Here is a 20733-nt window from a genome sequence, read left to right on the forward strand (position 1 = left end):
AGAAAAAAGCTTCTGAAGCAAAATAAAATGAACGCCTACGAATTTATTGTTAAAATGAAAGATTACGCCAGTTCTCAACTAAAACAAGTTGCGAGTAGTGTTGGTGTGGCTTCCAGAAAAGCAAAAGATTTTATAAAGGATTTAGGAAATGTAGATAAAGAATCAAAAAAGATAGCTGGTGGCTTAAGCAATTTAAAAAGTGCTTTTATTGGTCTTTTTGCTGTGGCAACTTTACAGGGTTTTGTAGGGAAAGTTGTTGACGCTCGGGCAGAATTTGAAAAATTCGATGCGGTTCTTACCAATACTTTCCAAAGCAAAGAAATTGGCTCTGGAGCGTTGGCAATGCTTACCGATTTTGCAGCTAAAACACCTTATCAGCTCAATGAGTTGACAGGAGGATTTATAAAACTGGTTAATCGGGGTATTTATCCTACAATGGAAGAAATGACCAAAATGGGAGATTTAGCAAGTTCTCAAGGAAAATCATTCGATCAATTAGTCGAAGCATTGATGGATGCTCAAACTGGCGAATTCGAGAGAATGAAGGAGTTTGGTATCAAAGCTTCAAAATCTGGGGATAAAGTAAAATTAACTTTCAAAGGTGTAACCAAAGAAGTTGCAAATAATGAACAAGCCATCAAAGATGCTGTAATTGCTTATGGTGCAATGGACGGTGTTGCAGGTTCAATGGAAGTAGTTTCCAAAACTTTAGGCGGTCAAATTTCTAACCTTGAAGACCAATGGTGGGGATTTTTAGTGGCTGTTGGAGGTTATGGCGGTGGAATTTTTGGCGACGTTCTTGGTGGTGCAGCAGATTTGTTGCAAGTTCTGCAAGATCATTTACCTCTAATTGCACATTGGTTTGATTTGCTATGGCAAAATATTTATCCAGTAGTTTCAGCATTAAAGGATTTTTTGAAAACAGCTTTTGATGGTGTTTTTGGACTATCATCTACATCAGATGCATTGTCAATGTTTGGAGATGTTATGAATAGTGTTTTATTGATTGTTAACTGGTTTACAACAGGATTAATAGGTTTGCTTAATTTCTTAAAACCTGTTGCTCCCTATATTTTGGATGCTGCAATTGCTTGGGGAATTTTAAATGCAGTAATTGCTATTTCTCCAATTGGTTGGATTGTCATTGGAATTGTTGCTTTAATAGGTGTTATCGGAATGGCAATGAAATATACCTCTGGTTGGGGCGAAAGTTGGAAAAATCTTAAAACTATTTTTGAACTGGCTTGGAATCAGATAAAACTCAATTTCGATTATGGTGTTCAAAATTTCAAAAATGGATTCAACTTAGTAATCCTTCACGCAAAAGATGCAGCGCAAAACATTGTTGGAATATTCTCAAAAGTGGGTGACGCTATTAAAATGGCAATGAATGGCGATTTTTCTGGAGCATTCTCCAAAGTTACTGAAAAGGTAAAAACAGAAGCTTCGGGGCAAATTAAAGCTCAGATGGAAGCACAGAAAAAGCAAGATTATGAATTTGCAAATCAAAGCGTTAAGAATGTTGCTGGAATAAAAAAAGCGGCATCAGAAATTAGTATAAAACTAGATGGCGAAGGATTTTCAAAGGATTGGAATAAAACTAAAAATTCATTCAAAGGTCTAACAGGTACAGAAAAGGGGAATGCTAATGATTATTTATCTGCTGTTCCTGGTTTGTCAGGAAAAGGAATGGCTAAAGATGGTTCTGCGGATTCTGATGGAAAAAAAGGAAAAAATAAAACGGATGGTATTACATCAGGCGGAAATAAGATGACGACCATAACTATCAATATAAATAAGCTTCAAGATCATACGATTATCAATGTAGATAAGACAGAAACAGGCATCAATAATCTTGGCGAAAAAGTTCAAGAAATTTTGTTGAGAGCCGTAAACAGTGCTAACCAAATGCAGACAGGATAATGGCGGAATTTGATTTTAAAGAATTGGTAGCAAGGGCTCATTTTGATTATGTAGGAATGACTTTTCCGTTGTGGTGGAAAAACAACAAAACAAAGTTTGTTTTCCCTTCTCTCAATGGCATTGGAAAAGACTTGGTTCTTGGAGGTCGGTATTTTACAACATTAAAAGTAGCGGACAAAGCAGGAAATCAATATGTTTTTCCGAACGAACCGCTTCTGAGTATAGGACTTGTAAAAACCATTGTTGAAACGGCTACCGTAGGAAAAGAACGGAAAGGAACGGTAAAAGAATACATCTGTACAGAAGATTACAGCATTAATATAAAAGGAGTTTGCGTAAACGAACAGGATATGGAAATCTATCCAACAGAGCAAGTTTTAGAACTCAAAAAAATGTTTGAAATCAATGATTCTTTAGAAGTGGTTTCAAATCCATTTTTGGAATTGTTTGAAATTAGAAATATTGTTCTGAAAGACTTACAACTGGATGAAATGGCAGGAGAACAGGGATTGCAAAAATTTACAATTACAGCAGTAAGCGATCAAGATTTTTACGCCGATTTGAACGAAAAAGAGAAAACCTTAAAACAATTACTCTAATGTACATTTTAGCTGCAAAAATAGAAATTGGGGATTATGTTTTTCGCTCTGTTAATGAAGTTGAAATCACAAAAAGCGTTTTGGAGCTTGTAGATACAGCTATTATTAAAATGCCGACCAAGTTTAAAATTAGGTCAAATAATGAGCAAAAATATATAGAAGAGGTTATAAAAGCTGGAGATAAAGTCAAAATCACTTTGGCTTATGAAGGGAAATATGAAGGCGTTGAATTTACAGGATTTGTAAAAAAAGTAAATCCAAAAATTCCAATGGAAATCCATTGCGAAGATGCGATGTGGCTTTTGAGACGAAAAAATGTTTCTCGGTCTTGGAAAAAAACAACATTAAAGAAAGTGCTTCAAGAAATTGTTTTGGGTACAGAAATTAAGCTGTCCAACAAAATTCCGAGCGTAAATCTTGATAGTTGGATTATCAGAAGCAAAAACGGAACTCAAGCTTTGCAAGAACTCAAAGAAACAATGGGAATGAGTGTTTTTCTTGAAGATGATGGCTCTCTCTATTGTGGACTGCAACAAGCAACAAACATTGGACAAAAAGTAAGATATGACCTTAATTATAATCTTGTTGAGAACAATCTGGAATTCAAAACAGCAGATGAAAAGAAGATAAAAGTTATCTACACCTGGACGGATAAGAAAACCAACAAAAAGAAAAAATACATTGCTGGAGACAAAGATGGAGAAGAAAGGGTTTACAATCTTAATGCTGTGTACGATGAGAAAGTTCTCCAGAGTATGGCAGATAAAGTTTTGAAAGAAGCTAAATACGATGGATTTGAAGGTGATGTAACGTCTTTCTTATTGCCATTTGCAACAAGGGGAATGACAGCAGAAATTATAGATAAAGAGCACAAAAACAGAGAGGGCAATTACTTCATAAAAACAGTTGTAACAACCTACGGAATGAGTGGAGCAAGGCGAAAAGTAACTTTAGGAAATAGATTGTAATGGACGATTTGCAGAAAGCTTTTGCTGCTCTAAAAGGAAGAGGAATATCAACATTTCCTGCTGAGGTTACAGAAGTAGATAAAGAAAATGGCGTTTGCACTGTAAAAGACGATGAAATTGAATTCTACAACGTACAATTATCATCCATTATAGACGGCTCAAAAAAGCAATTATTTATTTATCCAGTTGTTGGTTCATCGGTTTTAGTTTCGCCTATCGAGGAAGATATAAAACAACTATACGTTGAGGTTTATAGTGAAGTTGAGCAGGTAGATTGGAATATTGAAAATGTAAAATTCAATTTTGATAAAAACGGCTTTTTGTTGAAAAAAGAAAACGAGACGTTGAAAAAATTAATGGTTGATTTACTTCAAGAAATTCAAAAAATGAAGTTTACAACCAACACAGGAAGCACAATATTATTGGTAAACAAACCTCAATTTTTGAGTATTGAAAATAGGTTTAAAGACTTTTTAAAATAGTTTAAATGGCTACTTCAGAAGAAAGATTAAAAAACAAAATCATTTCGGTGATGGATGAATGTGGCGTTGAAGAAAATTCTCCACAAACATCAAAAGAGAAATTTGCAGAACGACTTGCACAAGCTGTGATTTTCGAAATAAAAAACATGACCATTACTGCAACTGCACCAAATGGTGCGGTAACTATTATAAATATTGAATAATGAAACAAATCTTAATTGAAAACATCGGCGTTTTGCTAGCTACTTTGGTGACTGGATTTGGAGGTTGGTTTTTTGGAAGAAAAAAAGCCGCCACAGATGTCGAAAGTTCGCAGATTGAAAACGCTGAAAAGCTCTTAGGATATTATAAAAATTATGCGGATGATCTTGGACAAAGGTTAGAATCTGCAATTAAAAAATTTAATGAAGCTGAGGAAACTATTCGAGAGCTTGAAAACAGAATTGATGCGTTAACCGACGAACTTAAAAAATACAAACAACTCAACGGCAAAGCCCTTTAAGATGGAGATAACAATCCTACATAAACAATCCTTGCTAGATATCGCAATTCAGCATACAGGCAATGCAACCAATGCTTATGCGATAGCAAGAGCAAACGGCTTAGGCGTGTCGGATCTATTGGAACCAGGAGCGGTGCTAATCATTCCAGATGACATCGAAAAAGATATGGATATCGTGAACTATTACAGCGCAAAAGGCATACAGCCAGCCACGTCCATAACAACTGGAGGCGAAGCTGAAGAACAACTTGAAGGGATTTCTTATTGGATTATTAACCAAGATTTCATTGTACAATAATGGCTAGAAAATTAGAAGACATATATCAAAGCTTAATCGATTATAAAGAACAGCAGCCAGAGCTAGCGGTTTTGGATTCGACTTCCAAGACCTCAATTTGGCGATTATTCTTGTACATCGTGGCTTATGCCAGTTGGGTAATTGAAACGCTTTTCGATGATTTGAAAACCGAAATTTTGGCGATTTTGGATATGTTAATGCCTCATACTAAAAGATGGTATCGTCGAAAGGCGTTGATGTTTCAATATGGATTTTCTTTGAGACCTGATACGGATGTTTTTGACAATACAGGAAAGACAGCCGAACAAATTGAAGCATCAAAAATTATTAAATATTCTGCTGTGACGGAAGCAGTTAATGAAAGTCGTTTGATTATCAAAATAGCCACAGAAAATGGCGGAAAATTAGCACCGATTCAAGAGATTGAAAAACAAGCTTTCGATGCTTATTTAGCAGAAATAAAAGACGCAGGCGTGAGAATCACGGTGATTAATTATTTACCTGATATCTTGAGATTACAACTGGTAATTTATTATGATCCGTTACTACTTACACCCGAAGGTGCTTCAATTCTTAATCCAAGTATTAAGCCTGTTGAAGTGGCTTTGCAGGAGTTTATGAAAGAACTGCCTTTTAATGGTGAGTTAATTCTACAATCCTTGATTGACAAGTTACAAGTGACCGAAGGTGTAAAAATAGTTCAGATTATTAATGCGTCTTCCAAGTGGATCAGCGACAATGGTGTCGATTATGGCGATTTTCAAAATGTAGCTGTAACGAAAGTGCCTACAAGTGGTTATTTTGAGATCGAAAATTTTAACAACATTCAATATGAAGCGAGAATATAATGTGGTTTAACGTCAATTTTAAAAGGTTGGCAGTTTTGATAACGCCAACCTTTCTTAGAACAATATTTCTCCAGCAATGGACGGATGTGATGATGTCGCAGTTTGTTAAAGTGCATTATGCGTGGTTACAGTTCCGAAAAGATTGTATTTATCGATTAGCACACAACTCCCAAAAATGCTATATGCAAGCTGCGCTTAATGATCGCTTTGATCGTCAACTAAGACGAATAAGAATAACGGACGGAAATGCTTATCGAAGACAATACATCTACACCGATGGCGAACAAAAGCCGCGCTTTCTAGGTACGATGTTTTTATATGATGATAGTGATTACGAGGATACAGGTGTCGACTTTATTGTTGAGGTACCAACAGATTTACAATATAGTCCTTACGAGATGACGGCATTAATTGAGATTTATCGCCTAGCGAGCAAACGATATAAAATAGTAAAAGTTTAAAAATGGATAGAATAGATTTTAACCAACCTGGTGGATTTCCACTCAGCACTCAAATATTAGATGCAGCGCAAGAAGCTTATAAAACCTTTAATGCTTATGGACAATTAGCTGGCGAATTGGCAATTATTACAGGTTGTACGGATATTAATGTTAACGAAGTCAGCGATGGTTTTGTCTCTATTAATGGAGAGCTTTTACCGTTTAAATCCGCGACTAAAAGTCAATATGTCGTTATTGTTGAAAATGCGGATCAACGCGGGTTTGAAGATGGTTCCGTTAAGCCTGTTATTTATAAAAGATACGTCACTTTTGGAAGTTCTGATGTTCAATTCGAATGGGCAAACTTCCGAAGACCTTTAACATTGTTTCAATTGGAAGACCGATTGAAATTAGTTGAGAAAACCGTTCCTGTCGGCTTGGTAGCTATTTGGGGACGATCTGCTGCCGAAATACCAATGGGTTGGGAAGAACATACAGAGCTAGCAGGTTTAGTGCCTGTAGGACACAAACCTGGCGATGTTAACTTTGGCGCGTTAGATAGCAGTTTGGGCGCGGCGCAAGTTTCTTTAACAGTCAATAATTTACCATCATTTAGTATTAGTTTACCCAGTCAAATTACCATTGGTGGAAGTAATAGTGGAACAGGCGGAAATCAAAATACGGTTCTGCCTTCATACACGCAAAGAACGGCAACTTTTACAGGCAACAATCAACCTTTATCAAACATTCAGCCGTCACGCATCGTGAAATATATCCGCTTCGTAGGTTTTAATTTTTAATAAAATGGCAGTAATACCAAAATATACCCTTAACGATAAATTCCAAAACGGCAAAAAACCGCCAGAATGGGACTTTTGGGCGTGGCAAGATTCGTATTGGCACAAGTGGGAGCCTATTCCTATTTCGGCTGTTGAGAATCTTGAAGACAGATTATCCAAAAAAGCCGATTTAGTCAACGGAAAAGTTCCAAAAGAGCAATTGCCTTTCACGGTTGAAACCTCCGAAATTATCGCACTTGGAGCTGTTACAGCGACAAGCTCTACCGTAAGTTTAGCAGTGCATTCTAGCGGATCCAATAAGGTGCGTTTGGGAGGCAATATCCGTGAACGTGCTTTTGCTTCAAACTTTAATTATACGTCTGTTGTTACATGTGTTAAAGTGCTGGTGCTGTATGCAATTGATGACGAATTTATCTTTCATCTAGCTGAAGGTGTTGAAAGTGCCGAAGCTGTAGAACCAGAACTGCCTTCTGGGGCTTTGTACATCCGTAGAATTATCGTGAATGTTGACGGACCTGTTATAGATCCTGAAGTCTTATCGGGTTTTCGTGAAAAAGCCGTGGACGGTTGGAAAACGCATTTCGCTACGAGTTCTGCACCAGCTTATTTGGTGTTGGATGGGTCTAAAAAATGTAATTTTTCTGTAGTGCAACTTAGTTCCGCAGGCGCGGTTAACATTGCTGGAATTAGCGGTAAAAATCTTAACTGGTTGTATGACGGTTTAGAGTTTTGGATTACCAACGATTGCGTGATAGATATTAATCTTATAGATCACGCACCAACGGCTAATCAACGTGCTTTTCTTTTGCCAGAATCACCTTTTGTCCTTAAACCTGGGCAATCGATAAAGTGTTATTATAGCTCTACTTATAACGCTGTTGTTCCTTTGTTGGTAGGTGTTTCAGCTAGCGGTTCTACTTTCGCCACAGAAGCCGAAATGGAAAACCAAACGCCACCCGACACAGAAAATAACAAGGCAGTTAGTTTGTTTGGATTGTGGAAGTGGTTAAAAAAGTTAACGAAATTATACATTACACCTACAACGGGTACAGCATTAGAGCGTTATAGACTGCGTGTTAGACAATCTAATGGGCGATTAGCTTATGTTGGGGCAGATGATATTGAAAGAGATATTGCTTGGTCTAGTGACTTATCGGCAGTAGTAACATCGACTTTTAATCCACCAACACAAGCACAACTAACATCTTTAGGGTTGAAAAGAGGAGATTTTTACAAATGTTCTGTAAATAACCAAATATCTATATATAATGGCGAAAGGTTAGACAATTGGTATTGCACAGCAGCTCAATGGAATGCTTTAACATTAGACCAAAAAAATGCGGTTAAAAACTTTAACATCATTGAGTAATGGGGACATATAGTTTACAAAAAAGAATTAACAATAATAGAGTATTGAGGACTGTATTGGGGACAGATGGAATTTCTAATCTATATAAAGATGCTGATATAACCGGTACTGGGGAGTTTAATACAGGTACATCGACCAATAGATATTGGAAAATAGACTTTGGAGGCGTTAATCAAACTAGAGTATTAGTTGAATCACGATGGGGAGATAATATTAACCGATTTCTTATTTATGAAAACGTAAGTTCTATACAAGTATCAATGATGCCAGGTGTAGATGGCAATGGTAGTTCTATTGGCGATACTTATGCGAGTTTCCAAGTTAATATATACCTATCTAACCCTGAAGATATTAACACATTAATATTTTCAACAAATTCAAATAATAACAGATTTAATTTTTATCAACCTTACTCAAAAATATCGAAACGATTTACAAACCTAACTAAGGTAGTGTTAGGAACAAATAGCCTTAATTTATGCCACTATTTAGCTAACACACAATATATTAACCCATTGGGTAATTTAAAGAGGTTAGAATCTTATGGTACATTACCAAATGGAGGAGTATTTAACCAAGACACTTTAAGAGATATTAATCCTTTATTAGAATACTTGATACTACATAGGGTTTATTTAGGTAGTAATACAGTAGATACTATGCCATTTATACCACCTAGCGTAAGATACTTATCTCATGTAGCTTTAGGAAATAGCAATGTTAAGATAGAACAATATTTTAATAGCGCAACGAGAATGGGATTGTCTCATGGAAACACTTTTAGTGGTTATGGTCATACGTCATATAATGGAGGTGCTAGTTTCCCAGAACATATTACAGAAACAGTAGACTGTCCTGTGCCTTATATTTTGCAACTATCACTGACAAATTATAACATAACAACACTTACACCTGATATGGTATCAAGGTTTCTTGTAGACTTTGCAAATCAAGTTAAATCAGTAACATTAGCTAACAAAAGAATACGTCTGCAAGGTTTATCAGCTAACACATCTTACACAGATAACACGCAACCCTTATTTAAAACTTATGCAAGCGCACTTAATCACATCACATCAACTTTAGGCATAACAGTAACATTTACATAGCATGAAAACAGAAATTAATTTACAAGACCACGATTATTTTAATCAGTTCATTTACAAAAAACAAATATCAGATACTAGCGATTTTGTACCTGTTAACCTAGCTAGAGTATTGTGCTATGTCGGTAATAACCATAATGCAGACGTTAAAAAATGGTGGCTAAACTTTAAGACGGTTTATATCAATCCTCAGACTAACGAGATATTGCACCACTTAACGCACACTACTAAAAACGTAGGTAAAGAATGGTGCTTAGACAATCAAGTAATGGTTAATAAGGTTGACGAAAATTACCAACCAATACCCAACCCAGACTTTAACGAAGAAGAACCAGAAAGCGATACTAACACTCGCTATCTAAAGATGCCACAATACGAAAAGTTTACGACAATATTATTCAATTTGTTAGGTCAATTTATGGATGCTTCTATTGATTATGACGATAGCGTTGGCAGTTTTAACCGCTTAAACCCAAATAACGAAGAATGGTAGTAGTAAAATTACTAAACAGAAATTGATGATATATGAGAAAAATTAAAGGCTTTGCCTTGTTGGTTTTAGCGGTTGGGCTGATCATTCCACTTACGATAATCAATAGGGATAATGTAGATGAAGAATATGGCGATACTGATGGTTACTGGAAAGATACCGCAAAAAATATTGACATCTGGGCAAATCGTGAGTTTCGCGCAACATGGAATAAAGAATTAAAACTTGATGGTGGCTATGAGTTTGGTGCTGAAGGTGAAACGATTTCCGAAGCCTTACAGCGTAACCATGAGTTAGGCACATTGAGTAAACGCGGAAAAAAACTCTACAATATCATAAACAAAATAGATCCTGGTCATTTTGATGATTTGTAATTCCAACGGAGGAAAGGAATTAAAAAACGTCCTCCAAAATTAAAAACCTCTCACAGTATTTAATAGCACAAGCCAGCAATGGAGGACGAAAGTCTTCTTTTGCTGGCTTTACTTTTTTTATACTGTGAGAGGTTGCAAAGGTAAATTATTAATATAAATATTCAAAATGAAGTTGAATTATGTACAGGCGCCTTTGCCTTTCCAAGGGCAAAAACGCAGATTTTTAAAACCATTTAAAACCGCTTTAAATGAGTTTTCACCCACAGCGACTTATATTGATCTTTTCGGAGGTTCGGGGCTTTTGAGTCACACTGTAAAACAGTATTATCCCGATGCTAAAGTGGTATATAATGATTTCGACAACTATTCGGAGCGGGTTGCTAACGTTGACAAAACAAACGCCGTATTAGCTGATTTGCGCCCAATTTGTGCCAAAAATCCCAATCGAAAAGAAAGACTAAGCGATGATCTTCACGGAGAAATTATCGCAAGAATTGAGAAAGAAAAAGGCTTTATAGATTGGGTAACAATTTCATCCAATTTACTTTTCTCAATGAACTATGCAACCAATTTTGAAGCATTGAAAAAAGAAAAATTTTATAATAAAATAAGACTTTCAGATTATAATGCTGATGGCTATTTGGACGGTGTTGATGTCTTTAGAAAGGATTATCGACTGCTTTTTGAACAATACAAAGATTATCCTAATGTAGTATTCTTGGTTGATCCGCCATATCTTTCGACTGATTGCACCACATACAGCCGTCCAGACTATTGGAAGCTTAGCGATTATCTCAATGTTCTCAAAACGATTGAAGATCAATCTTACTTCTATTTCACGAGCAACAAAAGCCAAATCATTGAGCTTTGCGACTGGATGGAGAATCACTCCTATGCTCGTAATCCGTTTGCGGATGCGACTATTAAGACGGTTGGCAATCAATTGACCTACAATGCGAGATATGAGGATATAATGATATATAAGAGTAATTAAATAGTGTTTAAATCTTATTTAAAAGCATCCTTTGGGATGCTTTATTTTTTATAATTTTCAGAAAAATTGTACGTTTTGCTTTGAATTATTGTACTTTTTGATTTGGCGTTTATAATAATCCGCTCATGCTTTTCAATTCTGCAATTTTTTGTAAGTTAGCAGTATTGAAAAAACATTTGCTTCGATTATGAATTCCCAGAACTTTCGATGCTTGGTAAATACTTTTCCGATATTCGCAATTCTACAAAAACTTTATCAATGAAATACTGTCTCTTAATATTATTATTAATTAATTGTTCCAAAAATAACAATTTAAAAGAAGAATTAGAAATTCAAAAAACATTAACTAGATTTCCATTCTTTAAACCAAAAAATAATGAGAGATATATTTTGAAAAGAAAAATCGATTTAGATTCAATTAAATTTTCATTATATCAAAGTAATGACGGAGAATATAATGAAATTATTGTAATCAACAACAGGAGTAATTGTGTTTCAATCCCGCTTTTTTCAAATCAATACAGAGATTATTGGAATTTCCCTAATGATAATAATTTTAAAAATATTCCGAAAACAAATACAACTTTTGAAGCAGAATATATTAACGGCATGAAAAAGCTTAATTTATATAACATGAATAATTTTCCTCTTGTTACTACAGAAATATTACAAAGTTTACTTCATTGTAAAACAAATATAGAAACTGATAGCTTAGCTTTCTATAAAAAGATAAATTCTGTTTTTACTAATGAAATTGAATCTGAAAATGAAGAAGACTGCCTGAAGAGAACCATTGAAAATTTTAAAATTATTTCAAATGACTCAAAAAAAACACCCCAAAATGATCATTCTTACTTTTATGATGAGCTAAGAAATCGAATTTACAGATTTGAAAATATTGAAAAAAGAGAAAACTTTCCCCAAATTAACCTTAATATTAAATCTCTCAGACAGGACTGTATTTCTCAATTACTTACTTTATAAAAAGAATAGTGAGACTAAAGCTAAAGTCTAACTTTTATTTTATTTATTCCATAAATTGCTTTTCATTTTGATTTTTTTTTAATTTTAACAAGATGAAAAAGCATTTACGTTTGTAAATTCTTGAACTAAAGTTCTTCGGATTCCCGCACTTCGCAAAGCCTTTTTACGTTAGCTGAAACCGTATTACCAACATAGTGGAAAAAACAATTCTTATAATAAGTTCAATAATTTTAATTCTTATTTTATATTATTATTCTGAATTTGAAAATAAGGGAATTGCTTATGTAATCATTTTAATCTGCCTAATTTCAATCTCATTTTCTTACGCAAAAATTAAAAATCCGACTGAAAAAATAGATGAATACAAAACTGTGGAAGAAGAAAATGACAAATTGCAAAATTTTGACGGAATCTTTGAATATAAAAATGATGGTTTTTACATAAAACAAAATAGAACTATAGAAATTGTTAAATGGGAAGAAATTTTGGAAGTTAATTCTTTTAAAATTCCATTTCTAAAAAACGAACGACAAACTGGATACGAAATAATAACTTTGAACAAAAGCTATGAATTCAATGACAAAGAAACACCTGGAATTTTCAAATTAGGAAATCAATTAGCGGAAAATCTACCAGATTGGAAACTTGATTCACCAACAATTAGAGTAAATAATCGCGGACTTGAGAAAACAAATCTTTACAAAAAAGATAACGGCTTCAGCTAACATTGGTAACCTTTTCACAACTCTGTAATTTTTAAAAATACAGAAAATATCGACCTCGTTTTAGCCTTTTTAAGCGAGGTTTTATGAAAGTTGAAATATTAGTCAATATAACCCGCAACTGCTTTTCATATTGATTTATTTTCTTAATTTAACAATCTGAAATGCTATTCAATCTTTTTATCAATGAACAAGAAGTTAATAATATATTTATCACAACTCAACTTTTTAAATGAGCAGGAAATTAATTACGCCATTGCTTTCTTTGAAAATATCACAATAAAAAAGAATGAATTTTTTGTGTCTGAGAAAAAAAACTGCAGTCAGATTGGTTTTGTTTTAAAAGGAGCTTTTCGAGCTTTTTCTACTGATGAAAATGGAGAAGAAAATACAACTTGTTTTAAGTTTGAAAACCAGATTGTCACGTCTTATGAAAGTTTTGTTTCAAATAAAATTTCGAACATAAGCATTCAGGCTATTGAAGATTGCGACTTATTAGTAATCAGCCGTACAAATTTTTTGCATTTAGTAGAAAAAATTCCGTCTTGGATTGCTGTTCAAAATCTTCTAACCCAACAGGAATTTATTGAAAAAGAAAAGTATTTGGTTCATTTTAAAAACAAACCCGCAAAAGAAAAATACCAGCAGCTTCTTACTGAAAATCCCGAAATTATAAATAGAGTTCCCGTAAACTATATTGCTTCTTATTTAGGCATTACACAAAGAACTCTTACACGGGTAAAAAAAGAAATTTTGCATCCGGTATTTTAAGACAAATGTCCTTTTTGTGAAAAAAGCATAACTATATTTTTGTAAAAAAAATGAACTATGCTACAGATTGCAAAAGATGTTTATCATATCCCGTTGATGCCCAGAAACAGTATCAATTGTTATATCATAGAAGGCATCCTCGTAGACTCCGGAATACGAGCTTCATATAACAAAATTTCAAATTGTCTAAGTGAAATCCCTATTCACACACATGTTTTGACACATGCCCACGCCGATCACCAAGGTTGTAGTGATAAGATTTGCAATGAGTTCAACGTTCCTTTGTACTGCCACGAAAAAGAAGTTTGGCGCACAGAATCGGGTTTTGTAACCAAGGATTACCCTTCGAACAAAAATATAATAGCACAATTACAGCAAAAATATTGGGCAGGACAAGGGCATAAAGTGACTGAAGTGTTAAAAGAAAACGACATGCTTGGAAACTTCAAAGTAATCGAAACTCCCGGACACTCGAAGGGGCACATTTCTTTCTTCAGAGAAAAAGATGGGGTTTTAATCATGGGAGATGCAGCTACCAATATGAATATCTTAACTACTATCGAAGGCTTGCACTTGCCGCCAAATATGTTTACATCTGACAAAAAAGAAAATATAGATTCCTTGATAAAGCTATCAAAACTAAACCCGCAGATTATCTGTTTTGGACATGGGCCGATATTGAAAAATAACAATAAATCTTTTGAAAAATTTGTAGAAAAACAGAAGAACTTAAGATAACAAGCTTAAGTTTTTAGAGTCAAAATAATCATCAACTACTTTTCATATTGATTTATCTTCTTAATTTTACAAGATGAAACTTCGCTAAATATTTTCCTTTAGCAACAAGTATTTAACAACATTTCGCTCAAAATAAAAAACGTATTTTTTATTGTAACCATTTTACAATAATCCAGCTTTTAACACTAATTGATGAACGACAAAATTACAGAAAACAATTATCGACTTATAAGTTGGCGATAGTTCTAGAAAAATTACAAAATCAGTAAAAACAAAGTGATAAAATGAATGTTTTACTTCAGCAGCTAAAAAAATATGGTACTATAGATGCAGATCTTGAATTGGATCTGTTAAAAAGAATAAAATTCATGACTAAGCGGAAAGGAGATTACTTTCTTCGCCAAGGCCAGGTGGTATCCAATATCTTTGTCATCGAAAAAGGGCTTGTTCGTGCATTTTGCATCAAGGATGATCATGAAGTCGATGTGTGGTTTGGTGTTGAAAATATGATATTAGGATCTATAATGCCTCTTTTTTTTAATCTTCCTTCACCTGAAAGTATTCAGTTTTTAGAAGACTCTTCAATTTACTATATCTCCAGAAAAGACTTAAATGATCTATACCAAAAATATCATACCATGGACGTTATTGGTAGAAAACTGGCTGAGGAATATTGCAAGGTTTTAGAAGAACGTGCTATTTCGCTAAGAACAGAATCTGCTGAGCAACGTTATCACACATTTATTAAAAATGAGACAGAAGCATCTTTACGTATTTCTTTGGGACATATTGCTTCATATCTTGGCATTACCAGAGAAACGCTAAGTCGTATCAGAAAAAAAAGCTCTTCTAATAAGTGAATTTGATATTTATCAAAAAATAGTAGTTCAATTGGCTGTTAATTTGCACCAATATTTAATAATAAAATAATGAAATACTTATTTCTTGGTCTATCGATCATCTTTGAGTTAATGGGAAGCAGCTGCTTAAAAGCATCTAATGGATTTACAAAGCTTGTTCCTTCAGTAGTAACGGTTATTGCTTTTATCTGCTGTTTTTACTTCTTATCATTGGCACTTCGCTCTATCCCACTGAGCATAGCTTATGCTATATGGGGAGGTATTGGCATTGTTCTAACGACTGTTATTTCAGTTGTAGTTTTTAAACATGCTCTTGACATACCAGCGGTGATAGGCATAATCCTAATTGTAGCCGGAGTAGTCGTGATGAATGTCTTTTCGAATTCTACAGCACACTAGAATAGAACTCTTATCTAAATTATATAATTTAGTTGTAGTTTAATTCACCCAAATTAAGTTTATATATCGGTCAACTTTTACCGGTATATAAACTTCTTATACGTCTTATTTTTCTCGTCAGATCAGGCTGATGCCAATTGTCAAATTAAAAAAAATGAATATCAAAAAAGTGTAATATTTTATTTTTTAATTAAAAATTCTTGACATCTTTTAATAGAAGAAAAATTTGTCTGATAATTAATTTTATTTAAATTTAAAAAGTTTAATCTATTAAGATGAATACGAGTACAATTAAGTACTTTTTTTTACTTTTAAAATAAAATACCAATGAGAAATTCTGTAACATTTTTAATATTAATTTTGCTTTTAATGTCTTGTTCTAAAAATTCTGAAAGTCGGAATATTGAATCTAACACCAACACTGAAGAAACTCAAATTGAAAAGTTAAATATTCAAACAAAAAATTTTATAGAAATAGATTCGACGGGGATTTTGATGTTTCCATTAGAGATGAGCGAAAATAAAAATAGAGATAAAAGTTACTCTTACAAAGAAATGCCAAATAATGGTTTTTGGAATATTCTTTTCCTCAATTCTAGTACCAACGATTATCATCTGCTAACTGATAAAAAGATTTTAATTGTTGAGTACGATTATAAATACGGAAGAGAGGATGGTGTTAAATTTTCAAAAAATCTACCATATATATTTTATAATGTTAGGACTAATGATTATAATAAAGATAAATTGTTGAATGAGAAAGATCCTGTTTACCTTTTTATTTCGGATAAAGCAGGAAAGAATTTTAGACAAATATCTCCCGATAATTATAGTGTTAATAGTTGGAAGTATATCGCGCTTAATAATAAAGTTGTCATGACGGCTTCTAAAGATAGCAACAACAATAATTTATTTGATGAAAAAGATGAGTTATCTACATTTGAAGTTATTCTGGGTTAAAACGAAAAGCCAAGAGAAGTCTTTCAAAACAATCTTAAGAGTCAATTGAAAAAACTGTATGATAGAGACTGGAAAAGAGTTAACTAGATTACTTTAATGTAAAGTTAAAATCAAGCAAAGTACTACTAAAGACTTCTTGTATTAATAGCAAAGAAAAGGATTTATGCAGATAAATCCTTTTTTGTTGATTGTAATTTATTTATAGAATGGCTATGATTTTTCAGAAGCATATTGTCGAATTACTAAATAAGCTGCTAGACATAATAGTCCTATCGAAATTATATTAGAATAACCGTATGCGCCGGATATTTGATTAAAATTAAAAAACAACGGATTCTTATCATGATAGTACCATCCCACCACAAAGGCGATTCCTAAGCAGATTGCTATTTGCTGGACTGTAAGATATAAGGCCGACCCCACTCCAATAAGAGACTCGTCCAAGCTTCGTAATGCTAATGTCATTAAGGAAGGAAGAACACTGCCACAACCTACGCCATAGAAAAAAAATAAAAGATGAATATACGTGATATCAAGCTGTGAATGATCAAAAACCAAAAGATGCATTGCTAGACTAATAATCATGACTCCTAAGCCAGACAACAAGACGATTTTGCCGTATTTATTAATCAGCCTACTCACAATGATACTTGCGATGACGTAACCAATTCCTTGGTATACAAAGGCGATTCCTGTCTCGGTCGATGTAAAGTTTTTAGTATTTTGTAAATAGTTAGAATTGATGATGAAATAAGAATCTTGCACCATATAATATACCAATGCTATAAGTAATCCAAGGTTAAACACTCGATTATTAAACAACGAAAAATTAATCATAAAGTTAGTTCCTCTTTGATATAATTGTTGCTGTTGTCTGAAAAACAAAATTAAAAGTACAATAGCAACCGTTAACAATGCAAGTGTCCAGACCGGCCACTTCAATTCTGGCCCCATGATCAATGGGTAGATTAGCATGATGAGTAATACAAATAATTGTACCATTGGATAAAGCCAACCTTTCTCTACATCCGTAATTTTGATATGGTCTTTTGTAATGAGCCAGACTGTAGATAGTACGGCTACTGCTCCAATTGGAAGATTGATTAAGAAGACCAATCGCCAGCTTTCCTCTATCCATTTTTGATCAGGAAGAATCCCGCCTAATAACTGCCCTAATACTGATGCGACTCCCGCGATACTACCATAGATTCCTAATGCCATCGTTTTCTTTTGCTGCTCAGGAAACAACATTGTAATTAAGGCGATTCCTTGCGGTACCATTAATCCAGAACTTATGCCCTGTAGCAATCGTCCTCCGAGCAAAAAGTAAACATCATTAGAAACTCCACAGATAAAAGATGAAACTGTAAAACCTATCATCCCTATAATGTAAAGTTTTTTTCTGCCGTAGTACTCTCCTGCTTTTCCTGCGTTAATTAATAAACTTGCATAACCAATGATGTACAAGATGATTATCCACTGAGCCTTGCTATTAGAGAGGCTTAATGTATGTTGGATACTAGGCAGAGAAACATTGATAATAAACAGATCTAAAACAAATAAGAATATACCAATGGACAAGATGAAGGTTCTAAATATTTCTTTGAAATTTAATTTCATTTCTCGCTTTTTATGATTTAAAAGGGTAAATTTACTTCATTAACTAAAATCAATCAAGTAGTTACAATCAATGCACTTAGTATCATCTAATGTACTAATACTAAATATTAGTCACTTATGAACATAAAAAATATAAATAAAATAGAAGGTTGTTGTGATGTTAATGGCATCTTTAAAATAATAGGAGGAAAATGGAAAGTAATACTCATAAAATCAATTGCAGAAAGTTGCCCTAAAAGATTTGGAGAATTACGCAGAGAAATGGAGAATATTGCACAAACAACACTTACGCTTCAGTTGAGAGAGTTGGAGCGAGACGGGATTATTTGCAGGAAAATTTACGCAGAATCACCACCAAGAGTAGAATATAAATTGACTGATGTCGGCGTATCACTCCTACCAATCATTTCTTCATTAGACGATTGGTGGTCAAATTACAAATCATAAAAGAATGCAATTATTAGCCATAAAAAAAGCACTAAACAATTAAGTTTAGTGCTTTTTTTGCGGAGAGAGAGGGATTCGAACCCCCGGACCTGTTACAGTCAGTAGTTTTCAAGACTACCGCAATCGACCACTCTGCCATCTCTCCTTAAACCCCGATTGTATCGTTGTTTTCAGTGGTGCAAATATAGTAAGCTTTTATATATCTTCAAAATTATTTTGTAAAAAAAATCATATTATTTAATTTTAGTCAAATTTATAAAACCGACAGCTACTTGCATTCTGGTTTAAAAAGCATATTTCTATCTAATTATCGACTAAAAAAACACTATTTATGACCTATAACTCAATAATCTTATAAAGTTCAATTAGTATATATTCTATTCTTTTTTAATAAAAAATTAGCATTCAGTTATCTAAAAAGGCTCATGTCATAAATATTGTGATGATTATTTAACAACAAAATTTAGCCAATAATAGGGATTGCTTTTATATTTAATTATTTTTAATATTGAAGAATACTAAAAATCAAATTTATAAAATATGAGAACAATAGTATTAAGCACCTTTTTTATGTTAACTTCGGTAACGGCTTGTACACAAGAAAATAAAAATAATCATGCGATTAATTCTGCTGGGACAATGGTCGTACAAAATATTCCTTTTTTAACGAGGCACAATACATTTATTTATGTAGATAAAATGAGTCTAAAGCCTATCACAAATCAAAAGTTCAAGAATGCTTCCATATATACGCCTACAGGCTTTGCAGTGGTTGAAAATGAAAAAAAAGAATACGCCGTCATCAACCTAGACGGAAACAATGTAATTGATTATTCTAAGAGCGAAATTTCCTTAGATGTTGTCAATGGTCTTACTTTTTACAAAAAAGATATTGAATTTGAAAAGAAAATGCCAGTCTGGAAATGGGATTGGAATATTCTAGGAGGAGACATTAAGAAGGAGCAAACTTACCATAAAATTGAAATTGGAATATTAGAGACTAAACAAATTTTACTGAGTAAAGAAGTCCCATACTTAGAGGATAATTTCTATCTAAATCCTATCTCTGTTGATGAAAACCATATTTTCTGGAATGATGATTTATACGAAATTAAAAATAATCGACTAAAAAAAACAGAAAGTTCTATTGCAGAAATGCTAGAAAACAAGAGATATATTAAAGCGGCAAGCGGAAATTTTACAATGTATGAGCTTAATAAAAACAAGCCAATTCACAGTGGATTAATTGGTACGCAATCACTTTCTATCCAATTTGGCACAGAGACTATAGACTTACAAGAAGTTAATAAAGAGCGATATGATCCAGAAGTCCCAAAGCTGTTGCTAGACCGCAAAACCCAAGATATCTACCCTTTTCCTCAATATGAAAAGATCTTCCCGAAGGCAATAAAAAATGCAACAACCTCTCAGATTGATTTTATAAAGAAAGTATCTTTGGTCTATTCTATCAACAATTCGCCTTACTTTTTGTTAGGTATTTTCAATTACGATCAAGATGTCTGGGCTTACGATTGGCTATATATTGATACTAAAGGTAATGTGGTAGATCAACTGGACAATACCTATAATTTTAAAGTCTTGGATCAAGTTGGCAATATAGTTTGGCCAGATCGAAAGATGATTTTCCCTAATGATCTAAATACTCAAAAATGGAAATTTGGTAAAATAACTTCTTACGCAGGCATGGGTGATTTATATATCATCCCAATCGAAAATCAAAAAGAAATACGCAGCAAAGGTTTATGGAATAGTCGCACAAAATCTTGGGAAATACAACCCGAGTTTATTAATATCTCAGTTTTAGATATAGAAAAACAGATCTACTCATTGCAAAAAGATAAAGACGGTCCATATACACTTTATGATAACCTAAATAAAAAAAATATAGGATCCAAGTCTTATCAATCAATTAATTCTGATGGATTGGTAAGTCTTAAAGTTGATGAAAAATCACCTATTTATTATTATATTGACATCTACTCGGGAAAAGAATATAAAGAACAGAACTAAACAAAAAA

At 33.5% G+C, this 20733-nt stretch carries 25 protein-coding genes and 1 tRNA gene; 24 read left to right on the forward strand and 2 right to left on the reverse strand.

All coding sequences use genetic code 11. The annotated features are described in order from the left end of the window. Window positions 1–27 precede the first annotated feature (27 nt). The 22 genes from ACQQ6V_RS05810 (at window position 28) to ACQQ6V_RS05915 (ending at window position 16627) form a co-directional block, all read left to right on the forward strand. Window positions 28–1923: a tape measure protein gene (locus ACQQ6V_RS05810; protein ID WP_448844611.1), complete on the forward strand. Its 1896-nt coding sequence runs from the start codon at window positions 28–30 to the stop codon at window positions 1921–1923. Then, a complete protein-coding gene (locus ACQQ6V_RS05815) occupies window positions 1923–2522 on the forward strand; it encodes a DUF6046 domain-containing protein (RefSeq protein ID WP_448844612.1) in 600 nt (199 codons plus the stop codon). Before ACQQ6V_RS05810 ends, ACQQ6V_RS05815 begins: the two co-directional genes overlap by 1 nt. Continuing rightward, window positions 2522–3490 carry a contractile injection system protein, VgrG/Pvc8 family gene (locus ACQQ6V_RS05820; protein ID WP_448844613.1) on the forward strand — a complete coding sequence of 323 codons (969 nt, stop codon included), beginning with the start codon at window positions 2522–2524 and terminating at the stop codon, window positions 3488–3490. The genes ACQQ6V_RS05815 and ACQQ6V_RS05820 overlap by 1 nt, the downstream gene beginning before the upstream one ends. Beyond that, window positions 3490–3972: a hypothetical protein gene (locus tag ACQQ6V_RS05825; RefSeq protein ID WP_448844614.1), complete on the forward strand. Its 483-nt coding sequence runs from the start codon at window positions 3490–3492 to the stop codon at window positions 3970–3972. Before ACQQ6V_RS05820 ends, ACQQ6V_RS05825 begins: the two co-directional genes overlap by 1 nt. A 5-nt stretch (window positions 3973–3977) precedes the next feature. Then, window positions 3978–4175, forward strand: coding sequence for a hypothetical protein (locus ACQQ6V_RS05830; RefSeq protein ID WP_448844615.1), 198 nt, complete (start codon window positions 3978–3980; stop codon window positions 4173–4175). Continuing rightward, window positions 4175–4474: a cell wall anchor protein gene (locus ACQQ6V_RS05835; RefSeq protein ID WP_448844616.1), complete on the forward strand. Its 300-nt coding sequence runs from the start codon at window positions 4175–4177 to the stop codon at window positions 4472–4474. The genes ACQQ6V_RS05830 and ACQQ6V_RS05835 overlap by 1 nt, the downstream gene beginning before the upstream one ends. 1 nt (window position 4475) lies before the next feature. After that, on the forward strand, window positions 4476–4772 hold the full coding sequence (locus tag ACQQ6V_RS05840; protein ID WP_448844617.1) for a LysM peptidoglycan-binding domain-containing protein: 297 nt from the start codon (window positions 4476–4478) through the stop codon (window positions 4770–4772). After that, complete coding sequence (locus ACQQ6V_RS05845; RefSeq protein WP_448844618.1) at window positions 4772–5620, forward strand: nucleotidyltransferase; 849 nt, start codon at window positions 4772–4774, stop codon at window positions 5618–5620. Before ACQQ6V_RS05840 ends, ACQQ6V_RS05845 begins: the two co-directional genes overlap by 1 nt. 26 nt (window positions 5621–5646) lie before the next feature. Then, window positions 5647–6081 (forward strand): hypothetical protein, encoded by a 435-nt coding sequence (locus tag ACQQ6V_RS05850; protein ID WP_448844619.1) that lies wholly within the window; start codon window positions 5647–5649, stop codon window positions 6079–6081. 2 nt (window positions 6082–6083) lie between these two features. Continuing rightward, window positions 6084–6860 carry a hypothetical protein gene (locus ACQQ6V_RS05855; protein ID WP_448844620.1) on the forward strand — a complete coding sequence of 259 codons (777 nt, stop codon included), beginning with the start codon at window positions 6084–6086 and terminating at the stop codon, window positions 6858–6860. A gap of 4 nt (window positions 6861–6864) precedes the next feature. Then, a complete protein-coding gene (locus ACQQ6V_RS05860; protein WP_448844621.1) occupies window positions 6865–8229 on the forward strand; it encodes a hypothetical protein in 1365 nt (454 codons plus the stop codon). A gap of 44 nt (window positions 8230–8273) precedes the next feature. Then, window positions 8274–9338, forward strand: a complete 1065-nt coding sequence (locus ACQQ6V_RS05865) for a hypothetical protein (protein ID WP_448844622.1) — start codon at window positions 8274–8276, stop codon at window positions 9336–9338. Between the two features lies 1 nt (window position 9339). Beyond that, window positions 9340–9828, forward strand: a complete 489-nt coding sequence (locus ACQQ6V_RS05870; RefSeq protein WP_448844623.1) for a hypothetical protein — start codon at window positions 9340–9342, stop codon at window positions 9826–9828. Between the two features lie 32 nt (window positions 9829–9860). Next, window positions 9861–10199: a hypothetical protein gene (locus tag ACQQ6V_RS05875; RefSeq protein ID WP_448844624.1), complete on the forward strand. Its 339-nt coding sequence runs from the start codon at window positions 9861–9863 to the stop codon at window positions 10197–10199. A 166-nt stretch (window positions 10200–10365) separates the two neighbouring features. Further along, window positions 10366–11193 (forward strand): DNA adenine methylase, encoded by an 828-nt coding sequence (locus ACQQ6V_RS05880; protein WP_448844625.1) that lies wholly within the window; start codon window positions 10366–10368, stop codon window positions 11191–11193. 258 nt (window positions 11194–11451) lie between these two features. Further along, window positions 11452–12177 (forward strand): hypothetical protein, encoded by a 726-nt coding sequence (locus ACQQ6V_RS05885; RefSeq protein WP_448844626.1) that lies wholly within the window; start codon window positions 11452–11454, stop codon window positions 12175–12177. A 194-nt stretch (window positions 12178–12371) separates the two neighbouring features. Then, window positions 12372–12902, forward strand: coding sequence for a hypothetical protein (locus ACQQ6V_RS05890; protein ID WP_448844627.1), 531 nt, complete (start codon window positions 12372–12374; stop codon window positions 12900–12902). 183 nt (window positions 12903–13085) lie between these two features. After that, entirely contained in the window at window positions 13086–13670 is a 585-nt protein-coding gene (locus ACQQ6V_RS05895; protein ID WP_448844628.1) for a Crp/Fnr family transcriptional regulator, read from the forward strand. A 57-nt stretch (window positions 13671–13727) separates the two neighbouring features. Further along, on the forward strand, window positions 13728–14408 hold the full coding sequence (locus ACQQ6V_RS05900) for an MBL fold metallo-hydrolase (protein ID WP_448844629.1): 681 nt from the start codon (window positions 13728–13730) through the stop codon (window positions 14406–14408). A gap of 368 nt (window positions 14409–14776) precedes the next feature. Continuing rightward, window positions 14777–15268, forward strand: a complete 492-nt coding sequence (locus ACQQ6V_RS05905) for a Crp/Fnr family transcriptional regulator (RefSeq protein WP_448844630.1) — start codon at window positions 14777–14779, stop codon at window positions 15266–15268. 69 nt (window positions 15269–15337) lie between these two features. Further along, complete coding sequence (locus tag ACQQ6V_RS05910; RefSeq protein ID WP_448844631.1) at window positions 15338–15667, forward strand: DMT family transporter; 330 nt, start codon at window positions 15338–15340, stop codon at window positions 15665–15667. A gap of 327 nt (window positions 15668–15994) precedes the next feature. Further along, entirely contained in the window at window positions 15995–16627 is a 633-nt protein-coding gene (locus ACQQ6V_RS05915) for a hypothetical protein (protein ID WP_448844632.1), read from the forward strand. Window positions 16628–16837: 210 nt separating this feature from the next. Here the strand turns inward: ACQQ6V_RS05915 and ACQQ6V_RS05920 are convergent, their stop codons facing one another. Continuing rightward, the gene (locus ACQQ6V_RS05920; RefSeq protein WP_448844633.1) at window positions 16838–18247 is read right to left on the reverse strand and encodes an MFS transporter; all 1410 of its coding nucleotides are present in this window, start codon (window positions 18245–18247) and stop codon (window positions 16838–16840) included. Window positions 18248–18364: 117 nt separating this feature from the next. Here ACQQ6V_RS05920 and ACQQ6V_RS05925 point away from each other — a divergent pair, with 117 nt between their 5' ends. Next, window positions 18365–18694 carry a winged helix-turn-helix transcriptional regulator gene (locus tag ACQQ6V_RS05925; RefSeq protein WP_448844634.1) on the forward strand — a complete coding sequence of 110 codons (330 nt, stop codon included), beginning with the start codon at window positions 18365–18367 and terminating at the stop codon, window positions 18692–18694. 60 nt (window positions 18695–18754) lie between these two features. On the opposite strand, the gene ACQQ6V_RS05930 is transcribed toward ACQQ6V_RS05925, so the two are convergent. After that, a tRNA-Ser gene (locus tag ACQQ6V_RS05930) sits at window positions 18755–18839 on the reverse strand. 395 nt (window positions 18840–19234) lie between these two features. Between ACQQ6V_RS05930 and ACQQ6V_RS05935 the strand changes: the two genes are divergently transcribed. Then, a complete protein-coding gene (locus ACQQ6V_RS05935) occupies window positions 19235–20725 on the forward strand; it encodes a hypothetical protein (protein WP_448844635.1) in 1491 nt (496 codons plus the stop codon). Window positions 20726–20733: the final 8 nt, after the last annotated feature.

This window comes from Chryseobacterium electrogenes, assembly GCF_053553015.1.